Source organism: Pseudomonas sp. AD21 (genome assembly GCF_002878485.1).
Taxonomy (GTDB): Bacteria; Pseudomonadota; Gammaproteobacteria; order Pseudomonadales; family Pseudomonadaceae; genus Aquipseudomonas.
In genome coordinates this window covers 76,190-89,025 of the sequence record NZ_NQYG01000015.1, presented here as the reverse complement: position 1 = coordinate 89,025, position 12,836 = coordinate 76,190, and the positions used below count along the sequence as shown (strand labels likewise).

The window sequence follows — 12,836 nt, the reverse complement described above, 5'->3', positions numbered from 1 at the left end:
GTGTCTCACAGTACAGCTTTGCTCTATGATGTGAGCAGAAAGGTGCTATCTGCTTCAACTGAATCTATTCAGCAATCGGACGCTCAAGCGTTGAGAACAAACAGCATTGCAACGGCTATAAATGAATTAGGCGCGTCTGCTCATGAGATTGCCGAGAATGCAGCGCACGCTTCCGGGGATGTATCTCTAGCACGAGAGCAAGCTGAGTCAGGTAGGAATGTACTCAACCAAGCTTTAGATTCGATGCAAAATCTTTCGCGTAAAATTGCTTTATCCTGTGATCATATAGAGGCATTAGACAGCAAGACCGCAAGTATCGGCCTTATCCTTGATGTGATTCGGGGAATATCTGAGCAGACTAATTTGTTGGCGCTTAACGCGGCTATTGAAGCTGCGCGCGCTGGCGAAGCCGGAAGAGGATTTGCTGTCGTCGCCGATGAAGTAAGAAGCCTTGCACAGCGCACTCAGAGTTCAGCTCAGCAGATTCAGCAGATGATCGAGGAGCTCCAAAAAGGGTCTCGCGAAGCAGTGACTCTGATGATCGAGAGTCAGCGTCAAAGTGCAGGAAGCATTGAGGTCGCTGAAAAGGCGGGTGTTAGCCTTGGCAGCGTAACGTCTAGAATCGGTCAGATTGACGATCAAAACCAGTCGATAGCCGCCGCGACGGAAGAGCAGAGTTCTGTCGTCGAAGCACTGAATGTAGATGTAACCGACATCAATACACTTATCGATAAAGGTGTAAGCAATCTGCGCTCAACTCTTGACGCCTGTAGGTCGCTGGAGGGTGAAGCCCTGAGACTTCAACAAATCGTGTCGGGCTTCAAAATCTAGTGGGGCAACATGCTTCCGACGTGTGGATATTACTGTTTTGATGTATTGGCGCACTACGAATGCGACCAGAATACTAACAAAATGAGAGCCCATCATCGGCAACAGCTACCCTTAATCAAAGTTCGACGCTTTGGAAATGCTTTGGAGTGATCAATGCCCCTAACGATGCCCATGATCAAGCGCCTTGGCCCTCAAGTACTCGAATTTCAGTCGAGAGAGGCGCGTGCGGATATAGAAACCCAGCATGTATTTTGGCAAATCGATGAGATCAGTCTTTCGTGGCCTGGGGTGTTGGAAACCATTCCAGGGCTCAACTCATTGTCGATTTACTTTGATTCGCCTGGTGCCTTGGAGTCCGCACAGAAACAGCTACCTTTATTGTGGAAAAAATGTGTGCAACGGGCGAGGACAAGAGTTGTTTCCACGATAACATTGGAGGTCTCCTATGGAGGTCTTGGTGCTCCGTACTTACGCCAAGTGGCGAAACAAGCCAGAATGAGTGTGGATCAATGGGTTGATCTACACGTACGCAGCACCTACACCGTGGTCAACGTTGGCACTCACCCGGGTTTGGCATGCTTGGGAGAGCTGGAACCTGATTTGCAAACATCTGTCTGGACAACATTTAGGCAGCCGGTCTACGCCGGTGGTGTCGCGGTTAATGAGTCTTGTACGGCCATTGCAGCTTCAACCTTGCCGGTTGGTTGGAATTTGGTTGGCGTCATCAGCAAAGCTATATTCCAAGGCGAAACGGAGGCACTGCCATCGTTACAGCCGGGCGACAGGGTGCGTTTTGAGTGTATTTCGCGGTGATCAGCGCTACAGCGGAATGAGGCAGAAACTCGTGGTTGCGTGACTCAGGTAGGGGCAGGATTCTGTCTGTGGGTTAGAGAGCTGAATGCTTATATCAGCTTGACGCGCTTGTCATGCAACAAGTGTCGATTTACTAAAGAGCGAATCAGCGCGAAGCACTTCGTGAGCGCCAAGAACAAATCACAATTTAACGAGCGCTTAAGAATACCTACTGATTTTGGCAGAATAACCAGATTCCACGCGCTGAGATTCTCGATTGAGCAAAAAAGTTTTAGCTTTCTGCGATGCTCATTAAGGTGGCATACGTAAGCGGTTCTGTAGAGAGTGATTCCAGGTAGACATAGAAGGGTGTTGCCGTTGAAGAGTTTTGCCAGGGGAGCCTTGGTTCGCTCAGCGGGGGGAGATGCAATAGTTTCCTGGAGGCGACCGTTGTGCTTGGTTTGCTTGGGGTGTCCATCAGTCCAGCTTCGCTGGCAACACCCGTGTCAACAGGTGAGACTTGAAAATGTTAGCCATCACTAGCGAAGGTTCACTCAGGCGTTCTCCTTTGAGCGTTGCGATACCGATATCTCTCACTATTTCAGGTTCGGTAAGGTGGAGAATTCTAAGTTGCGGCGGCATCCTGGTCGGCACTGCAAGTCTTGGCACTATACCCACACCAAGGCCCGAAGCAGCAAGGTCAACAAGCGTGGCAGCCTGTTTAACGCTACAGGCAATGTTCAATGGGCGGCCTGGTGTTTCAAGAAGCTCAGTCAACAAAAACGATGCTTCTTTTTCGTGATACACAGCTGTAATTGGCATTCCCTGCATAACTAGAATCGGCAGGCGAGTTAAACAGTCAAGGCTGAGCGGTTGCATGATATCAGGGAAATGATCTCCCGAAGCAAGCGCTACCAATGGTTCGCGCAATAAATGGGTAAAAGAGAAGTCGGATTTGTCCTGAACAATTGGCGTAATACCGAAGTCTATTTCTCGATCTTTGATAGCGGTTAATAGATCATTTGAAGTCAGCTCTTGAACATGAATTGAAATCTTTGGTAGAACACTGCGAAATTCAGCTAATACAGACGCCAAGAAGGTTGCGGCAACTGTGGGTGCGCAACCAAACACTACTCTGCCACGCCTTCTCTCAGCGGCTACGCGCGTTTCTAATATCCCATCTTCAAGACGGCGGATGGAGTCCTGCACGCACTCGAGAAGTACAGCTCCATCGGGTGTGGGTGTGACATTACGGGTTGTTCGATCGAGCAGCTTTAGTCCAACCTGTCCCTCGAGCTCTCCAATTTGCATACTAATAGCGGATGTCGTACGTCCTAGCTCTTCCGCTGCGCGACTGAAGCTGCGGAGTTGGGCGACACGCGCAAATGTATGTAAGAGTTTAAGATTTACGTTCATGGCATTCTCTGCTCCGGTATTTCTTTACTGTACCAGAGGCTCGGGCCTATGTGGGATAAAGTCGCCCAAGCGGCGTAGTGGGGAAATATTGATTAAGCTCTATTCCCTAAAAAATGCTAAAGCCATCAGTAGTAATATCTTGGTGGAATTTTAAGCGGTTTATCGTTACTCGACACGGGGGTATGCGCTTTGTGGGTAGGCGTTCTGCACATGAGTATGCACCACTCTAGATTTCTCCTGCCTGTTGAAGCACCGATGCAGGGCTCTGTCAGAGTCGCCTTCTCGTTTGGAGAAGACCGGTTGATATCTTGGCAACTGACGTCAACTCCAGTTGCGCTAATATCGCTCGCGGCCCTCGCGGCCTTAGTTTTCTGAAAACGCCGCCCCCTAAAATTCAAGATTTAATGAAAAGGAGAAGCTGGAGTAATTGGAAGTTAAATGTGCTCAGGAGTAATTGATGGGCATACTTGGTGAAGCTATGTCGGAATGGTTAAGCTCGCCTACTCATAATAATAATTTTTGAGGTGATGCAAGGTGGTTAAGTTCAAAACAAAAGAAGCAAACCTGCGTCGTGAACTTAGTAACAGACACATACAATTGATGTCCATCGGTGGTGCGATTGGTACCGGATTGTTCATGGGGGCTGGGAAGACGATCTCAGTGTCAGGAACCTCAATACTACTAACCTACGCCATCATCGGCTTTTTCATGTTTTTCATGATGCGCGCGATGGGTGAGATTCTACTCTCTAATCTGAAATTTCGATCTTTTTCAGATTTTTGTGGTCATTACATAGGCCCTTGGGCAGGATTTTTTATTGGCTGGGCTTATTGGTTGATATGGGTGGTGGTAGCGATTGCTGATTGCGCTGTAATAGGCGGCTATCTCAAATTCTGGTATCCAGAGTTACCTACATGGATACCAGCGTTATTAGTATTAGCTACTCTGTTTACTTTGAATCTTGTCGCTGTCCGTTTGTTCGGGGAGATGGAGTTTTGGTTCGCCATCATTAAGGTTCTAGCCATTGTTGGTCTTATCGTGACTGGGGCTTTTCTGATTGGAGTGGGTTACATATCCCCAAACGGTGTGGAAGCCTCTGTCGCGCACTTGGTTGAGCGAGGTGTTGTGTTTCCACATGGAATAACCGGCTTCTTTGCAGGCTTCCAAATCGCAATATTTTCATTCGTGGGTGTAGAGTTGATCGGGACTACTGCTGCGGAGACCAAGAATCCGGAGCGCACCCTTCCTCGAGCGATAAATGCTGTACCCATGCGAGTGCTGATTTTTTATGTGTTGTCGCTTGGTTGTATTATTTCAGTGTCTTCCTGGGCTCATATTGACCCTGCAAAAAGCCCATTCGTACAGCTATTTGTTCTTGCAGGATTACCTGCGGCAGCCGGAATCATCAATTTGGTGGTCATAACCTCGGCAATGTCAGCCGCTAACAGTGGGGTGTTCGCCACGAGCCGAATGCTTTACGGAATGGCTGCTTCAGGCCAGGGTTCAAGCTTGTTTCACAAGCTGTCCAAAGCCTCTGTTCCTGTGCGAGGTCTTGTATTCTCTACTCTTTGCATGTTGTCCGGGCTTTCGGTGCTGTTTATCATGCCAGATGTCATGGATGCCTTTGTCATGCTTTCCACTGTTACGGCAATTTTGATTATTTTTGTCTGGGGCATGATTTTTGTCGCTTATCTTCTCTATCGACGTCAGAGCCCAGAACTTCACGACGCGTCAGAATTCAGGATGCCTGGCGGCATACCTATGGCTTGGTGTGGATTGTTCTTTTTCGGTTTCATCCTTGTTCTGCTGTCGTTGGAGAAAGACACTGCGCGAGCATTGACGGTAATGCCGCTGTGGTTCATTGTTTTGACTATCGCTTATAGAGTACGCATCAAGAAGGCGGCGTTAATGCCCACGACGTCGTCTGGCACAATTCGCTGAGATAACAGGGCGATTGAGAAAAGCCGATATTCTTCATTGAGGGGGCGGCATGTTCCGGCTATTGGGGTTGTATTAAGACCAATATTGTTAGCCATTGATGATGACGGCGATTGTGATGGGGGCCACACTCGCGCCGGCAAAAAGTCCAGCCCCCAGAAGCTTCGAAACGTATTTAATCCAACTCCGCCACTAAATGCGCTACCAATTTCTCTACAGACACCGAAAACTCCTCCTCTCGACAGCACACATACATCTGCCTTACAGCCCACGTATCGGATAAAGGGATGAGCCGCAGGTTCAGCTCGCCCGCAAAAGTCTGCGCTGCGATCTTGGGCAGAATTCCGATGCCGAGGCCGGCTTCAATCATCTTGCACACTGCCTCAAAGCTTTTTACTTGCACTCTCAAGCGCAATTTTTTGCCTTCCGCTTCAGCTGCCTTCTCAAGTAGTTTGAGCATGGCGGTGTTGCTTTCAAGAACAACCAAGTCAGCGTCAATCAAGTCGGCAAGACATAGCCGGCGGACACCCATCGCAGTGTCCTGGGGCATAACAGCCACCAAACTATCAGCCTTGTAGGGGATGAATCTGAGTCCTTCTCGATCCGGAGAATCGGTGAACACCACGCCGACGTCAGCGTGACCGTCAACGATTGCTTGCAGAATCTCGCTACTCAACCGTTCGGTGACTTCTACCCGGACGCTAGGAAAAGCGCTGGCAAATTTGGCGATTGCGCTGGGCAAATACTGGGTCAAGGCCGATGTGTTCGCATACAGCCGAACCATGCCTTTTACCCCTCTCGCATAGTCAGACATATTTGTTTTGAGTCGATCCGCTTCGTTGAGGAGCCTACGAGCGTGCGCTGCGAGAGCAAGGCCAGCTGGAGTAGGGGACACCCCCCTTTGACCTCGATCCAGCAATTTGACGTCCAGATCATTCTCAAGCAATGCGATGCGTCGACTCGCCGCAGATAGCGCGATATGGGACAACTCTGCTGCTTTGGACAGGCTTCCGTTGTCGACCGTCCTGAGAAAAAGGGCCAGAGATACGAGGTCAGGGAGCATGGGTTCTCCAAGTTATGAGCAGAGGTTGAGTATCAGTTTGGCTTCTCCATATTAGAAGGGATGTTGCCATTTTACTAATGATTGACACAAGTCAAATAGCAGTAGAATCGTGGCCTAGGTTGCAGAGGAACACCGGCTTGCTGGGCATGCGCCGACAACGATAGGTTTATCAGGAGTATGACAATGAAAAAAATCGGCATGGTAGGTATCGGCCTGATGGGCCATGGCATCGCAATGAATATCCAGAAGCACGGATACTCGCTGGTGCTGTTCGAGCATTCGGGTAACCAGCCGCTCGACACACTGATCGAGCGTGGGGCAACCTCCTGTAACAGTCTGTCGGATCTGGCCTCGCAAGTTGATGCGGTTCTGCTCTGTGTGACTGGCAGCCCCCAAGTCGAACACGTTCTATTCACCGAAGGTGGGCTGCTGGAAGGAATCAAACCTGGCACCCTCATTATCGACTGCTCAACTGCCATCCCTTCTTCCACCCAGCGAATCGCAGTGGACGTCGAGAAGCGCGGGGGCTACTTCATTGATGCCCCGATGACCCGCACTCCCAAGGAGGCTGCTGAAGGGCGATTGAATCTCACGGTAGGTGGGCGTCAGGACTTGTACGAAATGGCGCTCCCGCTTCTGCAAACCTTTACTGAAAAGGTGGTGTACACCGGCGCTGTTGGATCAGGGCATCAACTCAAGTTGATTCACAACTTCGTCTCGCTCGGCTTCTCAGCCGTGCTTGCAGAAGCCGCAGCCTGCGCAAAACAGGCTGGCATTTCCCCAGAGGTTTTTCTGGAAGTCGTCGGAAGCGGCGGGGGCAACAGCACGGTACTCGAGCGATTCCGTCCGTTCTTAGCAAATGGCGATGAGAATAGCTTCCGCTTCTACATCGCCAACGCGTTGAAGGACATGGGCTATTACACAGCGATGGCCAGTGACATGGGTGTGTATCAAAGAAACGCTGAGTCGGTACGCAAAACCTATGAGATAGCAAACGATCTGGCCGCCCCAAACGCCACAGTTCCCGAATTGGTGACGCTCCTTTCCAACGACCGCGCCCAAGCCAACTGAAGTGACACACCTACGTTAGGCGTCGCGCGGTGTTTCGCCCAAGCGCTTTACATAAGCTCTGATGGAGTCATCGATGAAGAATGCAGCAGCGGAAGTTCGGCCACTCGACGGCCTGACTGTGGTAAGTCTGGAACACGCAATCGCAGCCCCCTTTTGCACGCGGCAACTTGCAGATCTCGGCGCGAGGGTCATCAAAATTGAGCGGCCTGGCGTGGGGGACTTCGCGCGAGCCTACGACACCCGAGCCGCAGGTCTGTCTTCGCATTTCGTGTGGACGAATAGATCCAAAGAAAGCTTGACGTTGGATCTCAAAAAAGATGCGGCGATAGAAATTCTGTTCGAGCTGCTCGAGACTGCGGACGTGCTAGTTCAGAACCTGGCCCCGGGTTCTGCCGAGCGTATGGGATTGTCTTTCGAAGAGCTTCATTCTCGCTTCCCCCAACTGATCATTTGCAATATTTCGGGTTACGGCAAAGGCGGGCCCTATGAAACCAAAAAAGCTTACGACCTGCTGATTCAAAGCGAGGGTGGTTTTCTTTCGGTGACGGGCGGGCCTGGAGAGGATGAGATCGCCAAGGCGGGTTGTTCCATTGCCGACATCGCCGCCGGCATGTACGCCTTTTCGAGCATTCAGTCAGCGTTACTCCTACGCCAGAAAACTGGTACTGGCAGCAACATTGACGTCAGCATGCTCGAGAGTTTAGTGGAGTGGATGGGCTACCCGTTGTACTACGCCTATCAGGATGCTCCTCAGCCGCCGCGTGCGGGTGCTTCTCATTCTACCATCTACCCCTATGGGCCTTTTCCTGTTGGAGACGGTCAGACGGTAATGCTGGGGTTGCAGAACGAGCGTGAGTGGACAAACTTCTGCGATCACGTTCTGCTGCAGCCGAACCTAGCCGGCGATGAGCGCTTCTCGGCCAATGCCCAGCGCTCTAAACATCGTGATATTTTGCGCGCACTCATTGTCGAGTCATTCAGTGTTCTGACTGTCGATGAGGTGATCGCTAGACTTGACCGCGCGCAAATTGCCAATGCCAAGGTCAATGACATGCATGACGTCTGGAATCATCCTCAGTTGAAGGCGCGAGATCGCTGGATGGAGGTTGACAGCCCTGTCGGAAACCTGCCGGCGCTCTTGCCGCCTGGTGCTAACAGCGCGTTCCGCGCCCGTATGGATGCAATCCCTTCGTTGGGGGGGCACACCGAGGCGATACTACGCTCGCTTGGTCGTAGCGCGGACGACATCGAGCAGCTTAAAGCCAAGGGGGCTGTATGACCGATCGTATTCGCCCGGTTCGATCGGCACTATTTGTTCCGGGCAGCAAGCCGGAGCGATTCGACAAGGCCCTTGCCACCGGTGCTGACCGTGTGATCGTCGACTTCGAGGATGCCGTTGAAGAAGCGCTCAAAGCTGAGGCCCGAAACCATCTGGAAAACTATTTGGCAAGTCGCCCCCAGACGCAGGTCGTTGTGCGAGTCAACGCGGTAGACCACCCTCAACATCAAGCAGATGTTGCTTTCTGCAAAGCTACACCGGGAGTTTGTGCGGTTATGCTGCCAAAGGTGGAAAGCTCCGAACAGTTGCGGAGTCTGCAATCACTTCAAAAGCCTCTATGGCCATTGATTGAGAGCGCTCAAGGCATTTTGATTATGACCGAACTAGCGCGAGTTTCCCGGGTAGAACGGCTGACTTTCGGTGCTCTGGATCTTGGAGTAGACCTTGGAATAACCATTGGGAGTAATGCTGCGAATAAGGTATTAGACAATGTTCGCTATAGCCTCATTCTAGCTTCGGTGAGTGCTGGCTTAGCGAAGCCTCTTGATACAGTGTTCGCCGATATTTCCGATTTACAGGGATTGCAGCAAATGGCGCGAGACGGTCGGAATATGGGTTTTGGGGGGATGCTGTGCATTCACCCGACTCAGGTCGCCGCTGTAGAACTGATCTATGCACCTTCCGAAGCAGAAATTGAATGGGCGAGGAAAGTTTTAGCTGCGGCAGCCATGAAGACTGCTGGTGCATTTCGTCTAGAAGGCAGAATGGTAGATGCTCCGGTAATTTTGCAAGCCAAACGCCTAATTGCCGAGCTTTAGTGATCTAGGCCTCATTCACTCACCTACAGCTTTTACTTTGGAAGCCCCACGCGCTAAGTCATATTGGTATCGGGATAACGGGCACTGTTTTCACTCTCTTTTCTCATTACCCAATGTCGGCCTTTCGCTGATTCGATTTGAGGATGGTCGGCCTTATTTCAGCTGATTTAGGAATAATTTCCATCTCGGCTGCCACCATCAATATGGAGGGGACGCACGAAAAAGTCAGTACGGGCCTAAATAGTACTCCCTGACGACTGCCCACGACTGTTCGCTCAGGGAGTTATGTGACAACTCCAAGCAAGCGCCATAGCAAAGCATAAAAGTGCCTACTAGATTGATATAGCTCATTTACCCAATCATCAGTTCGCAATCTTGGATACCCTCTATCCTCTTGCTTGTAGGGTCAGCAGGTCATAGGCCGCAGGTCAGGCGAGCGGCAAGTCCACACTACTTTTAATTCCCCCCCCAAAAAACTCCGATTATCACTCCAATTCACCGAGCTTCGCCGGAGGGCGCAATTCAGACGGGATTCAGCGCTTGTCTGCCTCATTACATGCTCAGAAAAATGCATTGATTTGTTAAGGTTTATTGAACAATATTTAAGAATATTAAGATTGTCTTAACTATTGCCCCCTCCTATTATCTATGAATGCGCCAATGAAGTGGGGCGAAGGGAAGGGGGTTGTGGCACGCAAGCAGCCGTAATGCCTCCTCGTAATCATTGATCATAGCTCGACGCATTATGTCTTAAGTGAACTTGAGGCTCTCGCACTTCCGACATTGTTGTTCATTGCCAATGTAGGTGCCAATGGAACTTGCAGAGCCTGGCGAGAAAATATTATTCCCAATAGGTTGGTACCGGGAAAGGGTGAGCCATATTCAGCCGTTCCTTATTAATAGAGTGGAGGAACAATGAAGCCGCTTGAAGGGTTGAAAATTGTTAGCATCGAACATTTCGCGGCAGGGCCCTATGGTTCTATGCACCTAGCTGATTTGGGGGCAACTGTGATCAAGATCGAGAACGTTAAAAGTGATGGTGATCCGGCTAGGCGTATGGGCCCTTATTTCATTGGGGACAATGACAGTCTCGTGTTTCAAGGATGGAATACATGTAAACAAAGCATCGCCCTCGATCTGAAAAAACCTGAAGATTGGTGTGCGTTCGAAAGTGTGGTTCGCTCGGCTGATGCTGTAATGAATAATTTGCGAGGTGATCAGCCTGCCAAGCTTGGACTTGATTACGATCGGCTTAAACATCTCAATAAATCCATTGTTTGCCTGCACATTTCTGCATACGGACGAAATAATTCTCGTGCTGCTTGGCCGGGCTACGACTATTTGATGCAAGCCGAGGCTGGTCTGATGCATCTGACTGGCGACCCTAGTGCTGATCCCACTAGGTTTGGCGTTTCTATCATCGACTTCATGACAGGCACGATGGGGGTCATGGGGCTTCTCGCTGGCATCATTAAAGCTAAGGCCTCGGGGGAAGGCAGCGATGTCGATATCAGTCTGTTCGATGTTGCATTGCACCAACTTGGCTATGTTGGCACCTGGTACCTGAACGAGGGGCTCGAATCGAGCCGTGTGCCACGTGGATCCCACATGTCGATTTCGCCTGTTCAGACGTTCACCACTGCTGACGGCTGGATCTACGTAATGTGTATGACCGAACAATTCTGGCAGCTTCTACTAAATAAACTTGATCGCCAGGATCTTGCGACGGATCCCCGCTTCAGTGATCAGAATCAACGATCCCGCAACCGGGATGCGCTGACTGAGGTGCTTGATCAGGAGTTTGCGTGTAGTCCGACCCAGCACTGGCTTTCGCTGTTCGAAGGGATACTGCCGATCGCGCCGATCTGTACGGTAAAAGAAGCTTTGGACAACCCCTTTGTCGAGGAGGTGGAAATGATTTCGGAAGTCCCCCACCCCATGCTCCCGACACTGCGACTGCTCGCGAATCCACTTCGTTTCAATGGTGTGAGGCCGCGGCAGCGGGTCGGAAGCGCTTTGGGTGCCGATAACAGAAGCGTCTTCCCGCGCGAGAAGCTAACAGTAGGCGACGATATTCCGACGTAGCAGGCAGTGCTGCCTACACGTACCGGTTAAACGAATGATGAACACGACATGAGCGAGATCATGATGCAAAGTACATTCGCAGTTCCAAAACCATTGAACTTGATCAACGGAAAATGGGTACCTTCGCACACGGGCCGAGTCCTCCCGGTAATATCGCCGATTGATGGCATTCCATTTTCCGATATTGCCGACAGCGACGAACGGGATCTTGATGAGGCGGTGATTGCGGCACGCAAGGCTTTTGAGTCGGGGCCGTGGGCAATATTCACGGCGACTGAGCGCGGGCGCTTAATGGCCAAATTGGCGGCGCGCATCTTGGAGGAAGTAGAACCTCTAGCTCAGCTTGAGACGAAGGACAACGGGAAGCCAATCAAGCAGGCCAGAACTGACATGATAATGGCTGCTCGTTACTTCGAGTTCTACGGCGGGGCGGCAGACAAGTTCCACGGTGAAGTCATTCCATTCCTTCAGGGCTATGACGTGGGCATGCATCGAGAGCCTCATGGCGTCGTCGGGGTGATCCTGCCGTGGAACTACCCAGCTCAGCAAATTGGCCGGTCTATTGCCCCCGCATTGGCGATGGGCAACACAGTGGTGTTGAAACCCTCGGAGGATGCTTGCCTGAGTGGTTTGAGGATTGCACAGCTGGCGCTTGAAGTCGGCTTCCCGGCAGGAGTGTTCAATGTGGTGACGGGGCGCGGAGACGTGGTTGGCAAAGCCCTGACTGAGCACCGTGGAGTTGATTTCATCTCCTTTACCGGCTCCCCCGAAGTCGGCACGATGATTCAGATCGCGGCGGCAAAAAACTATGTAGGCTGTACGTTGGAGCTAGGCGGCAAATCTCCGCAACTGGTTTTCGAAGATGCTGATCTTGACGCTGCACTTCCAGTCTTGGTGAACGCGTTGATCCAGAATGCTGGGCAAACCTGTTCTGCTGGCAGTCGGGTGCTGATCCAACGCTCGATTTACGATCAAGTCGTGGAAAAACTGAAGGCACGATTTGAAGCTGTGGACGTCGGTACCCCAGGTGATGATGCAATCATGGGGCCTGTAATCTCGGCGAAGCAGAAACAGCGAGTTGAGAGCTACATTTCCGAGGCTGATCAACCCCTTATCGCCAGCGGATGCATCAGCGAGTGTGCACCTGCCGGGGGCTTCTATGTAGCTCCGGTATTATTCGGCCCCTGTGACCCAAACTCCAAAATCGCCCAGGAGGAAATTTTTGGGCCTGTACTTTGCGTCATTCCTTTCGAAAACGAGGCAGAGGCTATCGCCATTGCGAATGGAACCGACTACGGGTTAGTGGCATCGGTTTGGACGCGCGACGGCGCCCGACAAAAACGGGTCGCTAAAGCCCTTCATTGTGGTCAGGTCTTCATCAACAATTATGGCGCAGCGGGTGGCGTCGAATTGCCGTTTGGGGGCGTTCGCAAGTCGGGTCATGGCAGGGAAAAAGGCATCATCGCTCTGCACGAGTTTTCTCGCATCAAGACTGTGGTCAACTATTTCGGCGATTGATCTGTCCCTCATGGACTTCCACTCC

10 protein-coding genes and 1 pseudogene are annotated in these 12,836 nt (G+C 51.2%); 9 read left to right on the top strand and 2 right to left on the bottom strand.

What is annotated here, in order from left to right; translation table 11 throughout:
- Positions 1-831 carry a methyl-accepting chemotaxis protein gene (locus tag PseAD21_RS30280; RefSeq protein WP_371859061.1) on the top strand — a complete coding sequence of 277 codons (831 nt, stop codon included), beginning with the start codon at positions 1-3 and terminating at the stop codon, positions 829-831.
- A 171-nt stretch (positions 832-1,002) separates the two neighbouring features.
- Positions 1,003-1,644, top strand: coding sequence for a carboxyltransferase domain-containing protein (locus PseAD21_RS12340; protein WP_158242597.1), 642 nt, complete (start codon positions 1,003-1,005; stop codon positions 1,642-1,644).
- A gap of 456 nt (positions 1,645-2,100) precedes the next feature.
- Here PseAD21_RS12340 and PseAD21_RS12335 read toward each other — a convergent pair whose 3' ends face one another.
- Positions 2,101-3,039, bottom strand: coding sequence for a LysR family transcriptional regulator (locus PseAD21_RS12335; protein ID WP_102355910.1), 939 nt, complete (start codon positions 3,037-3,039; stop codon positions 2,101-2,103).
- A 534-nt stretch (positions 3,040-3,573) separates the two neighbouring features.
- Between PseAD21_RS12335 and PseAD21_RS12330 the strand changes: the two genes are divergently transcribed.
- The gene (locus tag PseAD21_RS12330) at positions 3,574-4,980 is read left to right on the top strand and encodes an amino acid permease (RefSeq protein ID WP_256588136.1); all 1,407 of its coding nucleotides are present in this window, start codon (positions 3,574-3,576) and stop codon (positions 4,978-4,980) included.
- A gap of 172 nt (positions 4,981-5,152) precedes the next feature.
- On the opposite strand, the gene PseAD21_RS12325 is transcribed toward PseAD21_RS12330, so the two are convergent.
- On the bottom strand, positions 5,153-6,040 hold the full coding sequence (locus PseAD21_RS12325) for a LysR family transcriptional regulator (protein WP_102355908.1): 888 nt from the start codon (positions 6,038-6,040) through the stop codon (positions 5,153-5,155).
- A 159-nt stretch (positions 6,041-6,199) separates the two neighbouring features.
- Between PseAD21_RS12325 and PseAD21_RS30020 the strand changes: the two are divergent.
- The 6 genes and pseudogenes from PseAD21_RS30020 to PseAD21_RS12300 form a co-directional block, all read left to right on the top strand.
- Positions 6,200-6,700 (top strand): annotated as a pseudogene (locus tag PseAD21_RS30020) (NAD(P)-dependent oxidoreductase); the annotation flags it as partial.
- A complete protein-coding gene (locus PseAD21_RS30015) occupies positions 6,698-7,111 on the top strand; it encodes an NAD-binding protein (protein WP_256588141.1) in 414 nt (137 codons plus the stop codon). The pseudogene PseAD21_RS30020 and the gene PseAD21_RS30015, both read left to right, overlap by 3 nt.
- Before the next feature lie 73 nt (positions 7,112-7,184).
- Positions 7,185-8,390, top strand: a complete 1,206-nt coding sequence (locus tag PseAD21_RS12315; protein ID WP_102355906.1) for a CaiB/BaiF CoA-transferase family protein — start codon at positions 7,185-7,187, stop codon at positions 8,388-8,390.
- Complete coding sequence (locus tag PseAD21_RS12310; protein ID WP_102355905.1) at positions 8,387-9,208, top strand: CoA ester lyase; 822 nt, start codon at positions 8,387-8,389, stop codon at positions 9,206-9,208. The genes PseAD21_RS12315 and PseAD21_RS12310 overlap by 4 nt, the downstream gene beginning before the upstream one ends.
- A gap of 915 nt (positions 9,209-10,123) precedes the next feature.
- On the top strand, positions 10,124-11,293 hold the full coding sequence (locus PseAD21_RS12305; RefSeq protein ID WP_102355904.1) for a CaiB/BaiF CoA-transferase family protein: 1,170 nt from the start codon (positions 10,124-10,126) through the stop codon (positions 11,291-11,293).
- A gap of 48 nt (positions 11,294-11,341) precedes the next feature.
- Positions 11,342-12,811 (top strand): aldehyde dehydrogenase family protein, encoded by a 1,470-nt coding sequence (locus PseAD21_RS12300; RefSeq protein ID WP_102355903.1) that lies wholly within the window; start codon positions 11,342-11,344, stop codon positions 12,809-12,811.
- Positions 12,812-12,836: the final 25 nt, after the last annotated feature.